17 protein-coding genes and 1 pseudogene are annotated in these 22656 nt (G+C 55.2%); 3 read left to right on the forward strand and 15 right to left on the reverse strand.

Annotation, left to right across the window (positions count from 1 at the left end; genetic code table 11):
• Window positions 1-214: 214 nt before the first annotated feature.
• From QZ310_RS03480 to QZ310_RS03550, 15 genes and pseudogenes are all read right to left on the reverse strand, one after another.
• The gene (locus tag QZ310_RS03480) at window positions 215-2842 is read right to left on the reverse strand and encodes a hypothetical protein (protein ID WP_297070414.1); all 2628 of its coding nucleotides are present in this window, start codon (window positions 2840-2842) and stop codon (window positions 215-217) included.
• Window positions 2843-2847: 5 nt separating this feature from the next.
• Window positions 2848-5982: a hypothetical protein gene (locus QZ310_RS03485; RefSeq protein ID WP_297070416.1), complete on the reverse strand. Its 3135-nt coding sequence runs from the start codon at window positions 5980-5982 to the stop codon at window positions 2848-2850.
• Between the two features lie 33 nt (window positions 5983-6015).
• Window positions 6016-6195 (reverse strand): hypothetical protein, encoded by a 180-nt coding sequence (locus tag QZ310_RS03490; protein ID WP_297070418.1) that lies wholly within the window; start codon window positions 6193-6195, stop codon window positions 6016-6018.
• Window positions 6196-6197: 2 nt separating this feature from the next.
• The gene (locus QZ310_RS03495; RefSeq protein WP_297070420.1) at window positions 6198-6455 is read right to left on the reverse strand and encodes a hypothetical protein; all 258 of its coding nucleotides are present in this window, start codon (window positions 6453-6455) and stop codon (window positions 6198-6200) included.
• Between the two features lie 34 nt (window positions 6456-6489).
• Window positions 6490-10509 (reverse strand): hypothetical protein, encoded by a 4020-nt coding sequence (locus QZ310_RS03500; RefSeq protein WP_297070422.1) that lies wholly within the window; start codon window positions 10507-10509, stop codon window positions 6490-6492.
• A 23-nt stretch (window positions 10510-10532) separates the two neighbouring features.
• Complete coding sequence (locus QZ310_RS03505; RefSeq protein WP_297070424.1) at window positions 10533-10994, reverse strand: hypothetical protein; 462 nt, start codon at window positions 10992-10994, stop codon at window positions 10533-10535.
• 1 nt (window position 10995) lies between these two features.
• Window positions 10996-15486: a tape measure protein gene (locus tag QZ310_RS03510; protein WP_297070426.1), complete on the reverse strand. Its 4491-nt coding sequence runs from the start codon at window positions 15484-15486 to the stop codon at window positions 10996-10998.
• Window positions 15483-15671, reverse strand: coding sequence for a hypothetical protein (locus QZ310_RS03515; RefSeq protein ID WP_297070428.1), 189 nt, complete (start codon window positions 15669-15671; stop codon window positions 15483-15485). The genes QZ310_RS03510 and QZ310_RS03515 overlap by 4 nt, the downstream gene beginning before the upstream one ends.
• Window positions 15672-15718: 47 nt before the next feature.
• A complete protein-coding gene (locus tag QZ310_RS03520; RefSeq protein ID WP_297070429.1) occupies window positions 15719-16228 on the reverse strand; it encodes a hypothetical protein in 510 nt (169 codons plus the stop codon).
• A gap of 3 nt (window positions 16229-16231) precedes the next feature.
• Window positions 16232-16792, reverse strand: coding sequence for a hypothetical protein (locus QZ310_RS03525; RefSeq protein WP_297070431.1), 561 nt, complete (start codon window positions 16790-16792; stop codon window positions 16232-16234).
• Window positions 16789-17115, reverse strand: a complete 327-nt coding sequence (locus QZ310_RS03530; RefSeq protein ID WP_297070433.1) for a hypothetical protein — start codon at window positions 17113-17115, stop codon at window positions 16789-16791. The genes QZ310_RS03525 and QZ310_RS03530 overlap by 4 nt, the downstream gene beginning before the upstream one ends.
• A complete protein-coding gene (locus QZ310_RS03535; RefSeq protein WP_297070435.1) occupies window positions 17087-17587 on the reverse strand; it encodes a hypothetical protein in 501 nt (166 codons plus the stop codon). Before QZ310_RS03535 ends, QZ310_RS03530 begins: the two co-directional genes overlap by 29 nt.
• 20 nt (window positions 17588-17607) lie before the next feature.
• Window positions 17608-18069, reverse strand: a complete 462-nt coding sequence (locus QZ310_RS03540) for an N-acetylmuramoyl-L-alanine amidase (RefSeq protein ID WP_297070437.1) — start codon at window positions 18067-18069, stop codon at window positions 17608-17610.
• Between the two features lie 50 nt (window positions 18070-18119).
• Window positions 18120-19058 (reverse strand): annotated as a pseudogene (locus QZ310_RS03545) (hypothetical protein); the annotation flags it as partial.
• A gap of 24 nt (window positions 19059-19082) precedes the next feature.
• Window positions 19083-19958: an HK97 family phage prohead protease gene (locus tag QZ310_RS03550; RefSeq protein WP_297070441.1), complete on the reverse strand. Its 876-nt coding sequence runs from the start codon at window positions 19956-19958 to the stop codon at window positions 19083-19085.
• A 171-nt stretch (window positions 19959-20129) separates the two neighbouring features.
• On the opposite strand from QZ310_RS03550, the gene QZ310_RS03555 reads away from it, so the two are divergent.
• From QZ310_RS03555 to QZ310_RS03565, 3 genes are read left to right on the forward strand one after another with little or no spacing between them, the layout of a single operon-like run.
• On the forward strand, window positions 20130-20603 hold the full coding sequence (locus QZ310_RS03555; RefSeq protein WP_297070443.1) for a terminase: 474 nt from the start codon (window positions 20130-20132) through the stop codon (window positions 20601-20603).
• Between the two features lies 1 nt (window position 20604).
• Window positions 20605-22167 carry a hypothetical protein gene (locus QZ310_RS03560; protein ID WP_297070445.1) on the forward strand — a complete coding sequence of 521 codons (1563 nt, stop codon included), beginning with the start codon at window positions 20605-20607 and terminating at the stop codon, window positions 22165-22167.
• The gene (locus QZ310_RS03565) at window positions 22167-22586 is read left to right on the forward strand and encodes a phage protein Gp36 family protein (RefSeq protein WP_297070447.1); all 420 of its coding nucleotides are present in this window, start codon (window positions 22167-22169) and stop codon (window positions 22584-22586) included. The genes QZ310_RS03560 and QZ310_RS03565 overlap by 1 nt, the downstream gene beginning before the upstream one ends.
• Window positions 22587-22656 lie beyond the last annotated feature (70 nt).

Raw genomic sequence — 22656 nt, forward strand, 5'->3', positions numbered from 1 at the left:
CCAGAGTTCACTGCAATCGCCGAACGATTCAGAACATTGACCTTGCAACAGGTATCACCATTCTCTCCGGACAGGTTAGAATACTACAAGAGCTATTATCGCACCATTGCTTTTGTGCTTCGCCGCTTCGACAGCATCGTAAACCGTAGCGTAACTTCTTGTGCTAAGAACAATTTTACAAGCGTTAGATACTGGTGTATACTCTCCGGATAGGTTAGAATACGACTAATGGCAAGGTGCTGATAATAGTTTCAAATCGGCTATAGAGAGCCTTTGTGTTTGCCTCAAATGCGTTTGAAACAACAGCTCGATCTGCCAAACTGACCTTGTAGCATCGTCCACCATTCTCTCCGGTAGTATGGGCATATCCTGACAAAACAATATCCGCATTTGCCACTGCTGACGCATACGCCTCAGCATCCCTCGTGAGGAAGGAATATAGCATCATCTGCATGTCGCCCGGCGTAGGCAGGAACCAGCGGTGGACTTTGAAGCAGTCGGCAAGCACCTCGCCCTCTTTCACTTCCGGCTGGTATGCAAAAGCGTAGGAGGCGGCGGGATAGTAGTATCTGTACGCGTTGCCAGGGCTTGCATTGGCTGATGTGATAAGCGACTTGAGATCGTCAAGTTCGCTGGCTCCGCCTTGAGCTGCCGGGATGCGTATTTGCGGTGTGGTCGATTGCACTGCACTATGGCCAATTACAGCATTGCGGGTGCGGATTATCGCCCATGTCTCACGCATACCCAACGGGATGATGTCACCCTTGTTATAGGCTTGGGAATCGGTGTCGGCCACGCACATGCCGTTGCGCAACAGCGCTGTTTCGGCATACACCATCCATCCGTCCGGCTGTCCCTCATCCACCAGCTTGTCAGCAGCCGGAGCCGATGCGTCAAACGAGCAATTAGGGATGCCCACGATGTCCGCCATGCTCACATCGGATGTCGGTATGTCGCTCAACTGGCTCTCAGCGCCCCAGGCGATATTGCCGCTGATGGCTTTGGGAGCGAAGCCGAAGCGGTACTTGCGACCGCTGTACGTCTGTTCGCGCCAGAATATGCACACTACGGTTTTGCTCTCGTCGCGGATGTCGCTGATGCTGCCGTCGGCATACACATAGTCGCCAATCTTCGGAGTGCGCGCATAAAATCCCACGGTTGCAGTCTTCGTGACTACTGTGCCGTCAGAGCAATATATCTTTGCGGTGACGACAGCAGTGGGAGCCTCCTTTTCTGTTCCGACCTTTTTCAGCGCGATCACACCAGTGGCTGCGTCTATGCTCGCGTAGGCTGTAGATGTCATACTCCACTCAATGCGCGTGAAATCGTTGGCGTTGCCGCTTTCGCTCACAAGCGTCATACGGTAGGTCTTAGACATGTCCGAGAAGTAGCCCGCACCGGCTATGCGCACATAGTCCATCGCTCCCTTCTCGTAGATTATGCGGAGGGGATTGTCCTCAGAATCGATCGCACCCCAAGCCAGCAGGCATTTCTGCTTGAGGTCGAACGTCATCTTCTCATTGCGCGGCAAGCTGATTATGCCTTCAAGCTTCGCGCCGATGTCTGCAAGCCTCTCGATCTGCTTTGCCGTGAAGTCGCTCCAGTCGATCCCATTGATGTCGGCGCTCGCCAATGCCCCGCTGTTGATGGCCACCTTCAGTATTGGCCGGTACGGCGCCTTGGGGCAGTCGCGCAGGGTGAATGCTGTGATGCCCATTGCCTCGTCCACCGAGAAGTCGCTGAGCTCTCCCATGCCCTCGAATCTCACTTCCGTAGGGTTGCCGAGATGCACAGATTTGAGCGTGTCGGTGGACGGGACGGTGATTTTCGCCACGTTCGTGTCACGCAGGTCTATCTCCTCGATTACCTGACTCTTGAAAATCGCCTCTCCGCTGACGTTTGGGTAGTTGCGCACCACGAACCGGCGGAGCGCGACACTCGCCTGAGCGATGTTCAGCACATTGCCGCCAAGTGCGGTGTTGGCCGCACGGCCCGAGTAGTCCAGGACAAGAGATTTTAGGCGTCGCAGATTGTCCTCGCCGGTACGGATGTAAAGGCCTGAGGCGATGTCCTGAAGGCCGCCTTCCGTCTTGCTTCCGTCCGGAGCCTGCGTGTAGGTGGTTATCTCAGTGATGCAGTCGGCGTTGTAAAACGTGGACGTTGTGTCATTGAACGTTACTCCGGGGCTCGGGAAATACACGGGTTCGCCCGGAGTGATGGCTCGCTGCGGCTCGGTAGTGCCAGCGCCCCAGTTCAGCGTGCCGTAGATCGGACAGTAATAGCGCACGGCTACGCCGTTGCCCGTGCCGCTCAGAGAGAGTACGAAAGGCGTTGAAGTGTCGGCCATGTACTTCGAGTCGAGATAGCGCAGGCGCGCCTTGAGTATGTAGCGCATCGCCTCGCTCTTGTCGCCGTAGGCCATGTCGAAGCGCCCAGTGTTTGCATATCCCATAGCGTCGGCATTGTACATTGCCTCGCACCACTGAGTGCGGTACTGCTGGTACAGCCCCCACAGGTAATCGAAGTTGAGGCCGGCGGCACGCATATCGCGGTACATTTGGCCAAGATCGCTGCTCCATGCCTTGGCCACGCAGTCCCACAGGCCCGACAATCGGCCGTTGTAGACAGGCTCGCCCACGGTGCAGTCAGGGACAAAGGAATCAGTGACTGCATCGTACCTCTCGCCAACGATTGTTCCGGTCTTGCCGGTGGCGGGGTCGTAGGAGTCGCCCCACTCGTGAAAAATCTCGTACATGAGCACGCCTACGTTGTTCCATCCTGCCAGGGTGTCTGAGTCGCGCTGGAAAAATCGGGCTACGAAGCCATCGTTTTTGTTTGCCATACAGTTTATCCTTTTGTTAACGTTATTGTCATATTCTTATCGAAAGAGTCTTTGCCTATCAAGGCATCGAAGAACAGGAAATAGAACATCGCGTTTTCTTTATTCATCCAATCGGCGCTCTCTGCACGGAATTTGGCCAGCCTGTATTCCGGAGAGTCTGCCGTGTAGCGGATGGATCCGTAGGTCACCGGGGCTGAAAGTGGTTCGTATTCGCCGTGGCGCGCCTTGTAGCGGTCTGCCACGGAGGGATTGCAGCTCTGTATCCAGTTGTGGAAAGCCCTCAGATGACGGCTCTGGAGATTAGCCTCAGCCGCGCCTTCGGCATTGGGCGCCTTGCCTGTGTCGTTGCCGTTCGCATCGGTCTTGGGGAAGCGGGCATAATAGAGGGTTGTCAGCAGATCATCCCACTTGCCGTCTGTCCATTTCCCGTCAGCGCACTTGTCCATGAAGAAGTTCACGTTATCCTCGACCTCCCACATCTCCCCCTTGTTCTCGCGCGTTATTCCGTATGGGCTTCCGCTGTACTTGTTGTTGACGCGGTTGTATATCGACAGGAAGCGCACGCTCGGAATGCCGTTGTTGTACTCGCGCAGCCACCCGATTATCGGATACCCGGCGAGGCTCTGGCGGTAATGCACGTCGCCTATTGCCTGCTGTGTAGCCTGCATGGGCGTGAGTATGCTCGGATAGGAGCGGGCAACCCCCGTAAGTATGTGGTAGTGGGCATTTGCCGCGAGGATGTTGAAAACGCCCTCCGAGGAAGCAAAGTTAACCTTGTCGACGTCCTCGGTCTCGCCCTCAGCCACTCCATCGGTGATGGAGTATTCCGTTATCGTGATTTTTGCTCCGCCGACTTCCACCGTCCATTTGCCCTTGCCGTAGTCGTTCGCCCAATTTTTATAAGGATCCGGATAGGAAAGCGAGGAAGTGCCGTCAAGGGCGATGTTGTGGTCCGTGCACACGAACGAGGCATTGACGAGATTGTCCTCGCTCGGCTCCCAGTTCGGGTTGACAAATTCCGTTGTGGCCTTCTGCCAGTCCTTCTTGCCTGTCGGCATCTTGGCGATCTCCCATATCTTGTAGGGGGTGGAGGGGAGCGCCTCGCGCACCTTGGCGAAGTCGACATCGCCATACGAGTTCAATATGTCGTTGCGCCGGGCTATGGCCACCTTGTCGCTTGCGTCTGGCGTGTCAAAAGCGTAGTTGCCGATCATCTGTGTCACGGTAAGCGCCTTGTCGTATATGCGCACCGAGTAAAGGTCCACGTCGCACTCGTCAGAGCCGATAACTATATCCTGCGGGGCTGCCTGCTTCATGGAAGCCCGCAGATAGTCCATGATTCTTACAACAACCCCGTTCACATACAGGTAGGCTATGTTCGCGTCAAGCTCCTCCGTCTTGTCAATAAGCTTGTTTACGCAATGGCGCGTGGTTCCTTCCACAACAATGCCTATTCGCAGTCGCGTCTCGTCGCTCCAGATGGTCTTGACGCTTCCGGCTGTTGTGCGCAGCTCCATGCCGTCAGCGTAGACGACAAAGCCGGTGGAGCCGTTCAGGCATTCGATCACCTTGGCATGGCTGTTGGTACAGTTGCGCGTGGCGAATTCAAATTCAAGCGTCTTGCCCGTGCGGTCACCCATTGTTGCTGAGTTGGCGCCGAAATCCTTGCCGAATGGCTGGGAGCCGGCGAGCGTGATCCGCCTGCCGGTAGGGATGTGGAAAGCGTCGCCGTCAAATCCGTTGTCGCCGTCAAGCCTGAATCCTGCCGAGCGCACCACGCGGGCAGTGACCTGTCCGTTGTACTCGCTCTTCCAATCCTCCGCGTCAGAGTCGGTGTTGCTTCGCCCTGCCGCCGCGAGGTGGATCTTGCATTCGCTCGCCGCCGAGAGGTTCACGCCCGGATTCGTCACTTTTATCTTGTGCGTGACGGAAGCGCTTCCGCACGCAAGCACCACGCTGATCGTTCCGGCCTGAAGGTAGGCCTGCTCCGTGAGAGCCAGGCGCAGCATCTGCATCCCGCTCTCGCCGTTGATCCCAAGGGTAGCCGTCTGGCTTATTCCGCTCTTCAGCACCGCGCCGTCAGCGCCGAGCACTCGGGCTGTCACGGTTGCCGTGTCTCCAGCCTTGGCATTAGGCCAGTAGATGTAATAGGGTATCGCTGCATTGGCATAGAGTGTGGCCTCCCTGTCGGCATCCTTTCCTATGCAGATGGTTGGCGTGGAGAGGCCGCGCTTGATGAAGGAGGCCGTCAGCGTCTCGCTCCTGAGTCCGTACTGCGAGTTCTCGGCATACACCTCCAACTTGTGGGCGCCGGCATTGAGCTTGTTGTCAGAATCGATGCGGAATGTCACTGACGAGTTGTGCGCGCTTGAAGAGTACGCCTCGGTTCCGTCAATGAGCACATTCACCTGCGCCTCAACGCCGTTGCACTGCACGGGCAGCTCCCAGTCGGAGCCGCGTGCCGCCGACTCGTCGAAATTCGCGCCGAATGCGATGCTGATTTCCACAATCTGCACCGCCACGCTGAAGGTCCGGCGCTTTCCGTGGGCGTTCATCACCGTAAGCGTAACCGTGTTCCGCTCGGCCGTAAGGTATGGACCGAGATCCATAGTGTAGCTGTTGCCCGGGCGAAGCGTCTGCTCAAGCGCGCCGATCTCCGTGCCGTTGACGCTCACGGTGGCGGTGCCGTCCTCGGTGTCGAGGTTGGTCGGGTCGCCTCCGTAATAGCTGTTGTACGAGAATGCCAGCGTATTGGCGCTTCCCTTGACAGCGGGACTCGTCGGCAGCTTGGTTATGCGGGTGGCCAGCGTGTACTCGTCGCCTCCGGCATCGCTTACCTTGAAGCTGAACTGCCCGAGCAGGAGCTTGGCATTGGCGTTTGGGTCAGTCTCCCACTTTTCCTGCGAGTCATCATCCGCGAAAAAACGGATGTAGACCAAGCCGTCCTCGCCGGAGGCTTGTGCGACGCTCCCGACCTTGGTGCCGCGTTGCACCTCTATATCGGTGCGAAGCTGCTTTATGACAGACTTGAGAAAGTTCTCAATGTCCTCAATGTCGTGGCACCAGCCTTCGCTATCGTGGCTCCATGCCTCATCGAGGCTCGAAATTGCTCTTTTTATGACATCAAGTTTCTTTGCCATGTATGTTTGTTTTTGGATTTGATTCTTTGACTATCATCGGCGCTCTCCCCATCCTGTACCATGCTGCCAGCCGTGGCCGTGCTGCCACCATCCGCCGGCAATGCAGCCCCGGACAGCCGAGTATATCACACGCCCGGCATACACCAGACGGCTCACAGCCTTCCCGCCGATGGCAAGTCGGCCTATCTTCTTACCTCCGATTACAAGCGCCATGATTATGACTCCTCCTCGGTGTAATAGATTCTGCTGGCTTCGCATTCCCCGGCCTCGAGCATCCGATCAAGCTCCTCATCCGAGGCCACTTTCTCCGGCCTTAATAGAGCGGCTGGCACGTTCAGTACCTTTCCGTCCTTTGTGCCGATCAGATTGTCTACCGAGGCCATATCATTCGCCCGGGGCTGGTCCTCAACCACTATCGAGACTTTCTTTATCTCCTCGAGCAGTTCCCGTTTGTCTTCTTCCGTAAGTGCCATATCCTTATATGATTATTTGTTGTCTGATTCATGTCTATATCCAGTCGTTAAGGTTCGTGACGGCAAACATGAAGCTGCCGTCGTTCGCCGTCTCGTCATCGCTTGTCAAGACCTCGAAACTCTCCGGTTCGGCCGCCATCAGGGTTGCCTTGATGGGATTGGTGCCTCCGGCTATTGTCCCGAAGCCGGTGAGAATGACCATATACTCGTCCTTTCTCAGCTTCCATTCCTTCGGAACCGTCACCCTGTATCTTCCTTCCCCTGTCCGGGCCACTTCCATCTTAGCCCCGTCAAAGGTCCGGTAGGTGATTGCAGCTCCGCTCTGGCTGCCGCTGACACGTCCTGTGGCGAGCGACTTGAGCCCCCGGCCATAACAGCTCGCGGTCATCAGGTCGGTCCGTTTCAGTACAATCCAGCCGTAAAATGTCGTTTCCGTGCCATAACCTATCAGTTCCACGCATTCCCGGCTCACTCTCAATGATTCTTTGCCCACGCCGTCCTCAAAGAAATACATCCCTTCCGGTGCGGCATATTCAACCCATCCGCTTGAAATCTCATTTTCCCAGCGGTAGTTGGCTATCACCATCCGGCGTCCCGACTGTCCCGTATCCCATTCCAGATGCCCGGCAGTCGTCCATCCGCTTGCGACACCTATCGGGACTACATTGTCATGCGTGGCTTTGGTCCTTGTTTCCGTATCCCCCTCGCTCTGCGTCACTGTATCCCATTCCTGATCGGAAAAGTCCAGGCAATCAGTCTCCCTGGCGAACGGCGAACGTATCGACCCGTTGATCACCACGTTCTTGAATGTGCCCTTGTTTGCCTCCACGCTCCCGTCCTCAAGTATCCTGAAGTTGGAGTTGGCCGTAACGAGACCCTCTAACTCTATGCTGTCCGACTTTATCTTCACACCATCCTGCCCGGCGCCTACAAACGATTTCAGCCTCCCGTCGCCGTCTATGGCATAAAGCCCGGCCATCCTCGCCGTCGTCAGTATGCCTGACTCCTCCAGCACGTTCCCGTCCCGGTCGAAGTTCTGGGCCGCGATCTTCACTATTTTTTCGCTCTGCTCGAACAGCGTCCGGTGTCTGTACGTCAGCGCCTCGGCCTTGTCGGTCGAGAGCACGATCATGCATATATAGATCTCCCCGCTGAATTTAAGCAGGAAGTCACCGCTACCGTTCCATAGACCTTCCATGGTCAGCTGGTTATATTCCTCCGAAGCGTCCAGGTCGCATTCCGTCTCCATGCTGTTGAAGTTCTCGAACCCCGTCTTGTCAACGTTCTCGAACCTCACCGTGAGGCGCCCCGCTTTCACGCAGCGGTAAAACACGCTCAGGTACACCGGCACGGCCAGCTTCTCGCCTCCGGCATTCACCATTGGCTCCGGCCGGTTCCGCATGTCCGCGTTGCGCTGGAGTATGTAGTCGTTCTCGATCCTGAGCGCCGTCCTGTCGCCGTCGCGCGCCACCTCCACCCCTGGCTTCCTCGTGGCCAGGATTCCGGTCCCCACCCATAGCCACGTGGACCCGAACGTATAATGCAGTATCCCGCCCGAGGTCTCCCACTTCTCCATGCCCACGGCAAAGTTTGAGTTCCCCAGATAGCCCTTCTCCATAAATATGTCGCGCCTCACCCCATCCACGGCGCTCGTGATCTTCCCCTCCACGATCTCGAACTTCGTCTTTATGTCCTCCCCGGTCGATAGTAGGAATGTGCCGCGCAGATACGCGTTGTCGCTGTACAGTCCGTGCCCGTGGGGCTGATTGTCCGCCGGAAACCCGTTGTCGGTGATCCCGTCCAGATTGCCCACACGGGCACGTAGACAACCGACGAGACTCTTGCCCGCCACTCCGTCCATCACATCCATGCGGGGCTGGCCGTCTTCCGTGGCCGATATGAGTATGAAGCTCTGTCGGCCGGCATCTGTGGCGCTCCCCATCAGCACGCACTCATCCCCGGGCTTCGGCTCGGCTCCGGCAAACTCATCCGCTCTCACCCTCACCGAGTCCGGGTCCGCACCCGCGATCTCCACCCAGTACCCCTCCGTGGTGCCGCCCTTGAAGGTGGCACACCTCATGAGGTCCCCGGCCATAAAGCTGTTTCCCTGCTCGAACGTGATGACATAGCTGTCCCCGTCAGTCTTCACCTCCTTGATCTTGCCGTTGGCCGCCGACACGCATATCTGACCGCCTACGCTGCGGATCTTCTCGATCAGCAGCTCAAACACGGTCATCACCTGTCTCACGGTCAGCCTGTCCACCGTGAGGTGCGACAGTTCATTCTCAAGCCAGATGCGCCACCCCTCGCCGTTAAGCCCGTCTACGAATTTTGGGCTGCTCAGCAACAGGCGCACGACAATGGACAGCAGCTCCGCATTGCCCTTGCCGTCTATAGTGCCCCCCTGGACCCCGGCTATGAAGTCGCCAGCATCTATCCCCTCGTCAAATATTATCTTCCGCCTCGCCCTGTCCGGCGAGTTTTTGCTGATGAATTCCTTTTGGCTCCGTCGGGCCGAGAACAGGTTATTATCAGTCGGAAGAGTCTTGTCACCGGTCCTGATTATGTCCGGCAATCCTACGCTCTCGCCGATGGCTTTCGCATAGCTCCTGGCATCACTTATGCTGTCGCTCATCTTCTGCATGGAGGTACGGCTGAGTGCATCTCCAATCTCAATATCCATCGATGACGGTAGGTTGACCTTTCGCGTTATCTTGGTGATTCGGCTGTCTCGGTAGCCTGTTTCCGGGAAGTACTGTTCGCTCTCGAGGCGTACACGACGGCCGACAAAAAGATCCGCGTCGTTATCCTCAATCCATACATGGTCTGTAGGACATTTGAACACGGTCACGTCGATTGCATGCTCCTCGTTATATTTGTTGACCGCTGACAGCAATTCCTCCTCCGCCAGCGCATAATATTTGTCCGGCATCCGTATGTTCCAAAGGATATACTTATCCCCGGCTTTTGGCACAAGGCTACCTCCCGGCAGTTGAGTATCGTCCTCATAAGGCCAGATGGTGATGATCTCAAATTCCTTGGTGTCACTATTGAAATTAACCTCGAAGTAATATGTACCGTTATCCTCGTTACCAAGGCCACCAAGCTCGCTCCCTTCTTGAAACGACACTCTCTTGACAAGGCCGCCAATCTCGTAATCATTCGGATCAAATGGCAGATTATTGTCGCGGAAATAGTATATCGTGAACGGCTTGCCATCCTCACTGGTCTTGACCTCGCTACGCACACTGCTGACCTCGCCGGTACGACGGGGATATATATCTGAAAAAGCGGTATCCTCATAATGATCCACTCGACCATATTTGTCAGCGTTGACCTCGACATACTTCTCGCCGCCCGGAAGCTGCAGCCTGGTATAACCGTATTTTTCGGGGTCTATGTTGCGGGAACTGCCCACCGGGAACAGGCGGGTGTAGAATTTTACATTATCGGCTTTATCTGGTGTTATACCGGTGAGCCCTTTGTCATAGCCGAGTATGATTTGCTCTCCGTGCTGACACCGGCACACATTGACAGTTTGACCCTCGACCCACCATTCAGCACCGACTTTCTCGGCAATTTCGCGGAGTGCCTCGTCGCAATATTTACCATGGTAATCTATTACAATGTTCTCCGTGCCGTCAACCTGACCTACCTTCCAGTCTGTGATGTGCCCCGCGCCATCGTTCATGCAGTTTACTATCATGGCCACATGCTCCCTCGGCGGAGCCGTCAGCGTGAACACCGGATCATTCTCCCCGTCCACGCGTTTCAGCACCAGTATATTCTTGATCATGCTCTCGATGCCGTAGAGCTTGATGTCATATACCCATTCCAGAGTAGATTTCTGCTCCGGCCTGTAGGCCTCCGTCAGCCAGTAGCGCTCCCCCTCGTAGTCGCAGTAGTCATCAACATCAAGGGCGATATGCTCGTGATGGGTGAAGGAGAGTGTGAGCACATTGTCCCCCTGTATCTCCTTCACCTGGGTTGAGCTGTCTGAGGGCGATACCTCCGCCTTCAGGTTCCCTGACCTGTCATATATCGTTATAAGCATATTTGAACGGTGTTTGAATTTCGTTAAAACGATGGCTCCGGCTCCCTGAATTTCACCTTGAACCGGCTCGCCTGCACTCCCTCTTTCCACAGGCAGGTCAGAGTCTTGTAATTGCTGCTGTCCACATAGAACATCCTCATGGTCAGATCAAGTTCCGGAAGCCTGACACGCAGCCACCCCTTTTCCCCCTGCTTCAGAAAGGCGATGAATGCCCGGTAGCGAGCCAGCCACTCCTCCTTCGTCCGCGCGAACAGGGCGAAATGCAGCGTCACGTCCCGCTCCTCGCTCCTTGGATTGAGGTCCGCGGAATATTTCACCCCGTCATGCTCCCTGATGTTGACACCGACATGGCTCTTGGCCTTAGCCGGTGCCATTATGGCTGTGAGATTCTCCCGGCCGCCTCTCTTCTCCTCGGTCAGAAAGGCGCCGAATTCTGTCCACACATCAGTGCCGTTGATTATCAGTAGTCCTTCAAGATTCATCATATCATCGCATTCTTACGCCGTCGCGCACAATTTTTTCCAATGTTGTCTTTATTTCCGACAGATGAGAGGCGGTCGTGCCGGTGTTTTCGGATATTCTCGCAAGATGCCCCTCGGCTGCGTTCATCCGCTCGGCCACGTTCTCGAATGTGCTGTCGATGTTCGCCACATGCCCCTGCACGCTCACCATCAGTCCCTCGAGTTTCGTGCCCTGATCCTGGCTCATGGCCGTATAGGCTCCGGCCCGCCCCGATTGGGTCGTTCCGCCATCCTCGGGCTGCCGCAGGTCTATTCCGGCTTTGTCAAGCATTCCGGCCACTTGCGAGAGCATCCCCTCGAGGGTCGGAAGGCTGCTCCCGTACCTGCCGATCAGATCCTCCGTAAATTCGGCCACCTGCTCCATCAGCTCGTTCTCGTTTATCTTTCCCTCGGCATATTTCTCATACAGCGCCGTTATGTCGTCGCTGAATGTGCCGACAACCTTGTCGAGCACTATTGTCCTGAGCATATCCGACACTATATCCCGGAAGGTGTCCGAGGCATATTCCTTGAACGAGTCCAGCGCATCCTTCCCGTTGTCGAACCAGTCCCAGAGACTGTCCACAAAGTTCCCGACAAGCGGTTCATACATCGAGCTGACATACTCGTGCAGGCGCTCGATGTACTCATCATATTTCTCCCTGAGCTCAATCAGCGCCTCAAGCGTCTCGCGCGTCTGCCCTACAAGCTTGTTGCCGTAGTTGTCGAGTATCGACTGCGCAAGTTCCTTGTCTATCAGGCCCCGCTCATCGAACAGCTCTCCCAGTCCGTTCCTTCTTGCCCATGTCACAAGGTCCTCGGTCTTCTGGGAGTGGCCGCCTATGCCCGTGCCGAGGAAGCCGCTGCTCTTTTTCCGCGTCTCGATCCTCAGATTGTTGATCGCTGCGGTCGTTCCCTCCTTGTAGCCCCCCTGGCCCCACAGGTCGCGCCATTCGCCCCACCATGACAGCGCCGACAGGTTCCCCATCACCCAGTTGACAGCGCCCGTAAGCCAGCCTCCGCCCTTCTGGTTCTGGTATATGGCCTGCGCCTCGGCTGCCTTCTCGACGTATGCCTTGTACACCTCGTCATGGTACTCGCGCCACTGCCTCAGGTTTTTCAGGCCATCCTCGGCAAACCATCCTTCCTCTTCATGGCGCGCATCCATCACCGCCAGCCGGTATTCGTTCACCGAGTCGGTCAGCGCGTTGATTTCGCCGATCTTTTCCGCGTATGCCTCATATTCCTTGAAGGCCTTGTTGCTACCCAGCTCGCTGATCTTCTGCAGCAGCTGCACTGCCGTCGAGATGACCGACAGTATTATCGACGCTTTCTCTACGGCCGACACTGCCTCTACTCCCACTTTCTGCACCGTCTTGATCCCGTCTATGGTATCGGTGATGAACAGTCCCACATCCATGATCAGCCCTATCACCTCTCCCGCCTCGCCACCTATGGCGTTGCCGAGATCCTTTATGGCATCCGTGAGCCTTCCCACATTCTCCCTGGCCTCCTGCTCCGCCTTCACATACCGGTTGCTTGCCCTTGCGTGCTTGTCCTTCGCCTCGGTATATTTTGCCAGTGCCTCGCTCATGCTCAGGTAGGTGGCAACGATTATCGGCTTGCCGTTGGCGTCCACACCCTCCGCTTTAAGGCCGGTGAAGACCCGCCCTCCGTTCGTCACCGCGTCGAGTTGCCTCTTGGCTGCGGCGAGCTCACGCTGAGCCTCGCCCAGTTCCTCTGCTCTGCGCGTCAGTGCCCCGAATGGATCACGGCTGTCCAGTTCGGCCATTATCTCCTGTATGGTTGTGGTGTATTCCCTCAGGTCCTGTGGATTCAGCACGCTCGCCGCTGTCCCCTTCAGGCGTTCAAGCTGACCCAGGAGCCCGCGCAATGTCTCGTTCGACGTCTCCCCCAGGTCCTCGAAGGCGCGGACATACTCCGGCGACTGGCGCAGCACCTCAAGGTCATGCCCCATCAAGGCCCGCCCCTTGCTCTTCACCGCCTCGGCTATCGACCGGTCTATCCTGGCCACCGCTGCGCTGTCTCCATCCTTCACGGCCTGCCCTCGGGCCTTCTCAAGTCCGGCAATATCTTCATTATGCTTCTTCTCTATCTCAAGACGCTTGTCGGTATAGCTCTGATATTCGTCGGTCAGCTCCTTATACAGAAGCTGCTCCTGACGTTTGCGCAGCTCCGTGTTCATTTCCTCGGCATCTCGAAGGAGTTTCTCCTGCTCGTCGCTAAGTTCGCTGCCGGATCCGGCTTTCTGGTTCTCGTTCTGCCAGTCGGTACGCTGCTTGGCTATGGCGTTCTTGCGCTGGGTGTATTCGTTCTCGATCTGACGGAGCTTCTTGACGAGACCTTCCTCCATGATTTCAATCTCGGCAGCTTCGTTCTCGCGCTCCATCTCGGCCATCTCGTGACCGAGTTTCTGACGAATCTCCAGACGGCGCTGCTCCTCTCGGGCGAGGCTTTCTGCCTCTCGCTGTGCCTTCTCACGGGCTTTTTGGGCAGACTGAGCATCCTTATCAGTCTCAGGCTTTACTTTATCCCATTCCTTTTTAGCGGATTCCATCTTCTTTCGAAGATCATCCAACGTCTTATCATACTCTTCTTGCGTCAGCTCGCCTGTTCCCCTCGCCCTGAAACTGTTATATTTGTTTAGAGCATCCTGATATTTTTTATATGCTTGTTCTGACCATTCCGCCGGCGTATTCTTTGTAAGATCCCGGCGGTTCTTCTCGGCCTTAAGAATATCTCTCTGACGTTTCAACTCGTCAAGTGAGTACGTGCCAGCGGCGCCACCGCCAATTACACGCCCATTCTTCCCGCCGTTCATTTCAAGTCGGGCAATCAAATCTTCCCTGACTTTCAATTCGGCGTCAAGGGTAGCATTGCCAAAACCGGTAGCGGTGGCAAGCCACGCGTTGACATTGTCCTTCTCTACCTGCTTTGTCAAGGTCGCCTTTTTCCCGGAAAGCATCTGAATCTGTGTCTGCGCCTCCTTGATATATTTCTCATACTGTGCACGGGCATAGGGAGATTTAGTATTTTCTTTGTCCTTCTCCCATTTGGCTATATTCCTTTGATGTTGCAGAATCTGACTGTTTACGTCCGCAAGTTGGTTCTTGGGATTGGTAACCGAATTTTTACCATCAAGAATAGCTATCTCCTGCTTGATCTGCTTCAAATTTTGCAGCCATTCGTACTCAGTCTTGTATTTGGCAAATATCTGAGGATACATGCCGACAAGCTCATATAGCGCCTCCCGGCGCGTATCAGTGGACAGAGCCTCATTGCCGGATATCTCAAACAACTGTTCGAGCTTCCTGCGATGCTCTTCTTCGGCATCAATGGTCGATTGTAGCTGCGACTGATATTCCTCCTCTGCTTCCTTGAGCCGTTCTGCCTCGGTTTTCATGGAGATCATGGCGGTCACCACTCCGGCTATGAGGGTGGCGACAAGGACGTATGGGTTGTTGAGCATTGTCGCGTTGAGCATCTTCTGCGCCTTCTCGACAAGAAGCAGCCGGTTGTAATGCAAAGCCTCGGCCGCCGTGGCCCACCCTTTCATGGCGATCACCGCCATTATTGCAGTACGGTATACGCCGTATGTGGCTACAAGTCCGAGCAGGATCCGCCCGAAGCGCTCGTAGTTCTCAATCATATATGACACGCCGGAGAGCGTCTCGTTGATAATGCCCTCTGACTGCTGCCCAATTTCATTGAACATCATCGAGATTGCGTCCTCGATGTTGGAGATCTGGCCGCTGATGGTCTTCGACTGTTCTTCCATGAGACCGCCAAATTTGCCGCCTTCATCCGTGAGGCTCTCGATGACTTTCTGAACCTCGGGGAATCCGACCTTGCCGGCCTCGACAAGTTCCTTGACTTTGCTTTCTGCCACACCGAACTGTTTGGCAAGTTCGGCTATCATAGGTATGCCTCGCCCGGTGAACTGGTTTAGATCCTGGGTATAAAGACGGCCCTGGGCCATTGTGGTACCGTAAAGGTAAACAAGGTCATTCAGCGGTACTGACAGACCGGCTGCAATGTCCCCGAGTCTTATGAGCGTCTCGTTAACCTTCTCGGCTTCGAGCCCATAAGCAAGCAGCTGCTTGGCCCCCTTTGACACTTCCTCAAGACCGAACGGTGTTGTTGCAGCAGTCTTCGTGAGCTGCGACATAAGGGCATTTGCTTTCTCAGCACTCCCGAGCATGGTGGTGAAGGCCACCTCCAGCTGCTGGAATTCGCCGCGTGTGCGGGCTATCTCCGAAACAAGCTGCTTGATCGCAAACGCGGACACGAGCTTCTTGACTGTGGTGTCCAGCTTCTGTGCGGCCTTGTCAGTCTCATTCATCTCTTTGGTAACACGCTTAGCCCCCCGGCGGAGCTGATCGGTATTCCTTTCGGCTTCGCTGAGTCGCTGCGGCAGGTTGCCTCCAAGCAGTATTTCTATCTGTACCGGTTTCATGCTTTAAGATTGCTTCTGAAAAAGTTCGCCACTTCCGCGGCTTCATCTTTGGCTGTCGCCTCTGGCTTGGCTTTGGCTTTCTTGCCCCCTACATACCGGGGTGCGTCACTCAGCATCATTATCAGCATCTGATAGCTCACACCATATAGTATGTATCTTACCGACCATCCTGTCGCATCGGCCAACTGCCATACAAATCCGAAAGGGCTATGGGAGCCTTCATAACGGCTCTTTAACTCCCTCCCGCGTTCTGTCTCTCCTCTCTCCTCTGGCTCAGTCTCGGCTTCATCGGATTCGTCCGCTCGGCCGATCTGATAATAGGCAAAAAAGGGTCCGTACCCATGAGGGTCACAAAGCGCATCATGGCGCCGAGCATATAGTCTTGCGGCATCCAGTGCCGCACGATCCACGCCAGCGGTCGCTCCCACACCCGCTGAGCCCACCGGCCCCGGCTGAGGGTCACCGCTATCATGCGCGAGATCTCATAGCCATGCTCATCCAGGAACTTCATCTGCTGCTCCTTGTCGAAGTCCCACATCTGCTCGCTGGTAACACCCATGCGGTTGTACAGTCGTGATATGCGGATCTGTCCGGCGAGTGTTGGACGACGCATGGTGGCTCTCACTGTCATCCGTCGTTTGGAGAATGGGAATTTGAAAGAGAAAAGGGGAACGCTGACACCCGCGTCAAGCAGGACATCCGCGCTCTCCCTCTCTATTTCCCTTGTGTAGCGGGGATCCATGCCTTAGCCTTCTGCCTGTTCGGATTCATTGGTCTCCGGAGGAAGAAGCCAGCCGTTAGCCTCGCTCCATTCTGCCGGGATTTCCGTGGTCTCGAACACTCCGTATGGGGGCACATCCTTCACCTTAGGCGCACTCAACTCCAGCTCCACCTCAATCTTGGCCGTCTCCTTGAGCGTAAGCTTGCCGCCAAGGTCGGATAACAGTGTAGCGTTGGGAATCAGTATTGACTGGCCCGACACAAGTTTCAGCTCCCACGGGCCTTCAAGCACCATCGCTTTCGACGGTGCTGTCCAGCCGATAGTCTTCTCTCCTTTTTTATGGATGGCACCACCGAGAAATTGTTTCAGACTGTCGAAATTCAACTGGATCATATCGAATTTCGGCGCTATCTTGCCGTTGCTCTGAGGTATCACCAGAACCGAAACGCCCGGCACCTGCTCGGCCTCGATTTTTGTAGCTTCCGGTTTCGTACCCCCCATATCAAAGGAATCCTTTCCGATGTAACCCACAGCTACACCCTTATATTTTACGGCTCCTATGCCGTACATGAAATCCTGGTTCATTGCTTTTGTCGTTTTGTGATTATGATGATTGTTGTGATGGCACCGGAAATAATGCCGGCTATGAAGAAGGCCAATGCTATTTTGGCCAGACTTGTGCGTTGCTTACGCTCTTGTTGGTACTGTTCATGCTGTTGCTCCAACGCGTCCCGCGCGGTGTGGTAAAGCGCCTCGTAATATTCCACCTGGCGCTGCAGACTGTCGCATGTGCCGGTGATATATACCGTGTCGCCATGAGCCGCGACCTTGATATTGGCCTGCCCGTTGCGCTTGCTGTAGGAGGCACCTTCCGGTAGTTTAAGGAGGCTGTCCACGGATACGGCCATCTCCACCCGGCTCTCCGGCACTGTCTCCCACCGGATCTGTCTTATGGCTGCCGCCGTCGTGTCGCGGGTTTCTGCCGTCCGCACTGTCGCGGAGGCCTCCGATACTGTTTTCTGGGTTGAGGAGCAGCTTGTAACGGACAGGACACTCATCAACATGGCGGCAATCATTGACAGCTTCGACAGCCTTTGCAAGCCGGGACATAGTCCTCTTGGTAGAGGCCATCTCTTTCTTCGTTGCCTGCAATTCTTCTCTGGTTGCATTGAGTTCATCTTTTAAGGGTTTTACTATGTTCTCGACAAGGATACGGGTGGCATTCTCGGTGTTTGTTATATGCACCGTCTCAGCGTCTGCCCTTGCTTTTTCAGCATCGGCATTGGCCTTGCGCACAGTGGCCTTGAGCGTGATCACGCCCACTACCATCGCGAGGAAACCGCCGCCGAGGAGTATGTTGAGTATTTCGCTGAATGTCATTGCCACTCGTATTTATGTCATTACTGATTGATGCCGATTGATTTGAGCCACTTCTGCACATCGAAGCTCGGACACGCCTTGGCCGCCACCTCGTTGTGGCCTATGATGCGCACATCCGGGAAGCGCCTGTGGAAGTCCTTCACATAGGCCTCCATTGCCTTGAGTTGCGCTGCCGTGCGGGTATCCTTCGGCTTCATCGACTTGTCGCAGCCGCCGGCATATACCACATGTCGGCTGACCGAGTTGTACCCCTTGGCGCCATTGGTGATTTCCCATGGATCCACGTTGGCATCCTCGTTGTTGTCAACCATGCGCTCTACCTTGCCGTCGAGGTGGATAAGGTCAGTGTAACCCACCTGTTTCCACCCGCGGCCGCCGCCCGACACCGGGCTTAGGTGCATGCGCCGGATATCGGCGGATGTCACCTCGCGCCCTTCAGGTGTCGCGGTGCAGTGAAGTACCAGATACTTGAGCTTTGCCATTACTCAGTTGTTTCAGGTTTCTTGGCATTGGCAGCCTTGAGGGCGGCCGAGAATTTGGGTGTGGCGCGGAAATCGAGCACAACGAGTTCTTCTCCGAAGGCGATATTGGTGTCGGCCATCATGAGCAGCTTGAAGAAGTAGAGCTCTGAGGCGTTGGCATACTTGTCGATCTGAATCACGTTCTCGTCGTTCTGCAGGTTGACGGCGGCGAAGAAGTTGCCGTCTGCATCAGGTGAGCAGAGAGTGGCGATGATCACGCCTTCGGGCCACGCTGCTACAGTCTCGATGGTGATGCCCTTGTAGCGCTTGCGGTTGATCTCGGTCTCACTGGCGTTCTTTGCCTCGCGCTCGGTAAGCTCGTCATCGTACTTGTCGAAGTCCTCGACGCTCATGATGATGCGGAGGTTGGGATTCTCGCGCATTGCCTTGGGGATAGACGCGCGCACAGCCTTGAGTTTGTCGATCATCGTAGTGGCTTTGGAGCCGTCCACAAGGATATAGTCCGCAGACTTGGCGGCCTGGGTGAGGATGCCGTTCATGAGCTTGTCGTCATCGTTGCCCTCGGCATACTCGCCGTTGACATAGTGATGGCCGAGTTCGAACTGCACCTGCTTGGAAAGGGCGTCGAGAAGGGCGTTCTGTCCTTCGGGGGGAAGCTCGCGGAACACAAGGTTGCCCTCGGGCTGCCATTTTTTCCAAATGTGTTCGAACTGGCGAGGATTGAACACTGTGAAAGCCATAAAGTCGTGCGGTATGAGTGTCTGCTCCGACCAGTTGAAATCCCCCTTGGAGTCCTCTACGGTTGGATTTTCTTTGCGCTTCTGGAGCATCTTGCCCGTCTTGAGACGCGGGATGCTGAGCTTTTTATTGACACCGGGGATGACCATAATAAGCCCCTTTTCCACTAACTCGTTGCTTGTGGCGGCCACGGTGAGGATTCGCTCGAGTACCTCACCGTTGTAATTGGTATTGTCTACTTGGATTGCCATTGCTGATAATGGGTTTGATGATTACTATTTCTTGAGTTTAGTGCGGATCTCGGCCATGCGTTCCTCCCACGGGCTCTTGGCCGGAGTTGATGCCGGTGCGGGATCGGTGGAAAGAGTGCCGCTGAGTTTGACTGCCGGAGTCATGGCGGCGAGTGTGGTGTTGAGATCCTCGATGCCGACCTTTTTGCCGAGGTTGACAAAATGATCTTTCTGGTCAGCGGTGATCTTCTTGGCTTCGATGGCTGCATCGACAGCGGCGGTGATCTGTGCGAGCTTGAGATCGTCGTTCTCCTTGCGCATCTTCTCTGCCTCATCTTTCGATGACTTGAGCTCCGCGAGCTTGGCGTTCACTGTAGCCTCGTCCGCCGTTTCCGGCAAGCCCAGTGTAAGGGCGATTTGCTTGAGTTCCATTTGCGGTTGGTTGTTATTTGGGTTATTGTTTAGCAGGGGAAGGGGGCAGTCGCTCCCGTCGCCGAGAGTTATCTGTATTCCGTCCTTGCGCAGCACTATGGCATCATCGTTGGCGCCGATGTCAACCACCGACACCTCATATATTCGGCTTTTCGTAACCGTCGGTCGTGTCTGCCCTTCGACAAGGTGTTCAGCATCTGTGCTTGTGGCCAGCACATCAAATCCGATGCTCACCATGCGGACAGACCCGAATTCCCATTGCTTCTTGCATTGCCGGGACAATTCGGTTGCCTCATCAAAACATGGCTCACCGGTTATCTCTCCGTCCTCGACGCGAATATCCTTCATATAGCCGATTACATTGCCACGTTCGTGCATATATAGAAGCACGGGATTGCGCTCATATTGCGATACGTCCACACCCGATGTCAGCACGCGGTAGCCATAGCTGTTGAGGGTGTCGTTTGTCAGTCTTACTCTTTTGCCCATGTCTGTGCGATAATGATTTTTCGGTGCAAGTTTACGCCGATAATCACCTATGCTCCAAAAAAGTGTGCAATGGTTGCACACTTCTATGCAATGGTTGCACACTTTTTTTGACCCCAACGCTTTTACAGCCACCTTTGCACCATATTTAACCTCATTATCACGTACCCAGATATGGCAACAAAGGATAACGAAAAGAAAAAATCATTGGCGAGGTCGCTGTTCATGTCCGGCATGGAGATGACCGAGATCGCTGATAAAGTAGATGTGTCGCGTGTCACCATCTCGAAATGGTGCAAGGCTGACGGTTGGAAGGAGGCGCGTGCCGCTAAGAATATCACGAGACAGGAACTTACCAACAAAATACTGCTCTCCATCGACAAGCTGCTTGAGGAGGCCAACAACAGCAAAGACCCGGCACTTGTTGCCGGACTCGCCGACAAACTCGCCAAGTTCTCTGCCGTCATCGAAAAACTCGATAAGAAGGCCAACATCATCGATGCCATCGATGTGTTCAAGGCTTTCTCCGGATGGATGGAGTACAGGGCGCAGACCAATCCTGCTATTACTCTGGAATTGATACAGCAGATCAATCAGCTCCAGGATATGTTCATCATCGAGTCCATCGGCAAAGGCGGGGTAATCTGACATGGCGACCGCTGCTGACATCAAAAAGGCGATTGCGGACTGGAACGACCATTGCAAGCGTGTCCGATCACTCACCCCGATCACTATGTCGGTGGCCAAGGAGTCGCCATCTGAACGTGATCGGCGCATACGCCGTCTGCAATCAAACTATGCCGCTTTCTGCGAATATTACTTCCCCCATTACCTGACGCTCCGCGACAAGGTGACGGGCGAACCCCTGCGCGTTATCCACAATGCTCCGTTCCACAATGCCGCCGCTCTCAAGGTAAAGAACACTCCCAATCTTAAGGCGGTGTTCAAGTGGCCGCGCGGTCACGCCAAATCAACACATTTCGATATTTTCCTGCCGCTCTGGCTGATGTTCCAGCCAAAACGGCTCATTAATTTCATGGTCGTTGTAGGCAAGAGCGAGGACAGCGCCAACCGTCTGCTTGCCGACATTCAGGCCGAGCTTGAACATAACCAGCGCATCATCTCTGATTTTGGCGAGCAGAAAAGCGCCGGCACCTGGACCGAGGGCGAGTTCAAGACACAAAGCGGCAACAAGTTCCTGGCCGTTGGTCGCGGTCAGTCTCCGCGCGGTCTGCGTGACCGCGAGTCGCGCCCCGATTATATTGTCATAGATGACCTTGATGATGATGAACTGTGCCGGAATGAAAAGCGTGTGAAGGATCTGACCGACTGGGTCAAGGAGGCGCTCTTCGGCGCGCTTGATGTCGGCCGCGGCCGTTTCATCATGGTCGGCAACCTGATATCCAAATGCTCGGTGCTTGCCAACCTATGCAACACAAAAGGGGTGCATGTTTCCGAAATCAAGGCTATCAACCGCAACGGCAACCCGGTGTGGGCTGAAAAGTGGACGAAGGAAGAAGCGCAGGAGTACGCCGATTTTGTCGGCTTCCGCGCATGGAACAAGGAGATGATGCACAACCCCATCAACGACGGTTCCATCTTCAGGCACGACTGGATCCGGTTCAAGCGGCTCCCCAAATTGGAGAAATACGAGATGCTCGTATGCTACACCGACCCCTCATTCAAATCCACCTCCGCCAATGACTACAAGGCATCGCGCCTGTGGGGCAAGATCGGGACGGAGCTGCATCTGATAGACTGCTATGTCCGGCAGGATACCGTGTCAGGCATGGTGCGGTGGCTCTATGACTTATATGAGCGTACACGCGACCGGGTAGCCATCTCTTTCTTTATGGAAGCAAACTTTATGCAGGACATCATTCTTGATGAATTCGCTGCCGAAGGAAACCTGCGCGGGTACCAGTTGCCGCTGCTGCCCGACAAGCGCAAGAAGCCGGAGAAGATCCAACGCATCGAGGCTGTCTCTCCGCTATGGGAGCGGGGCTTCGTGTTCTACAACGAGGCGTTGAAGGATTCGCCGGACATGCAGGTGGGCATCGAGCAGACCCTCGCCCTCGAGCGCGGTTCCCGAGTGCATGACGACGCTCCCGATGCCGACGAGGGTGCAATCTGGTATCTGCAGCGCAATACTCGACAATCGACTTTCAAACCGGTGCTGGTCCCGCGACCACGCCCTAAAAATATGTGGTGATGTTTATCGACAAGGAAGATTACAAGGTGGTCATCGGTGATGCCGCCTTCAAGGTAATATCGCAGGCCGACCCGGACACTGTAGACAATGCCGAATTCGAGGCTGTGGAGGAGATGTCGGGCTATCTGCGCCCTGTATATGACACCGAGGCCATTTTCTCTGCGACCGGCAATGACCGCAACCGGCTCGTGGTGATGTACACGGCCGATATTGCATTGTACCATCTGTCCGCTGCCCTGCCTCAGAAAATGGGCACGGAGATACGAAAGGAGCGGTACGACAGGGCCATAAAATGGCTCGAGGGAGTACAAGCCGGACGCATTGTCCCGGATCTCCCCTTGATCGAGGATACCGATGGCAACGGCACCACCATCGGCATATCCTTTCATTCGGTGCCGAAACTAAATCATGACTGGTGACTATGGGAAAAAGAAATAACCGCACATTATCCAGACAGCGAAAGGCGGTGGCGGAAAAGCGCTCTGCACT

It is taken from the genome of uncultured Duncaniella sp. (assembly GCF_910577345.1).
Classification (GTDB): domain Bacteria; phylum Bacteroidota; class Bacteroidia; order Bacteroidales; family Muribaculaceae; genus Duncaniella.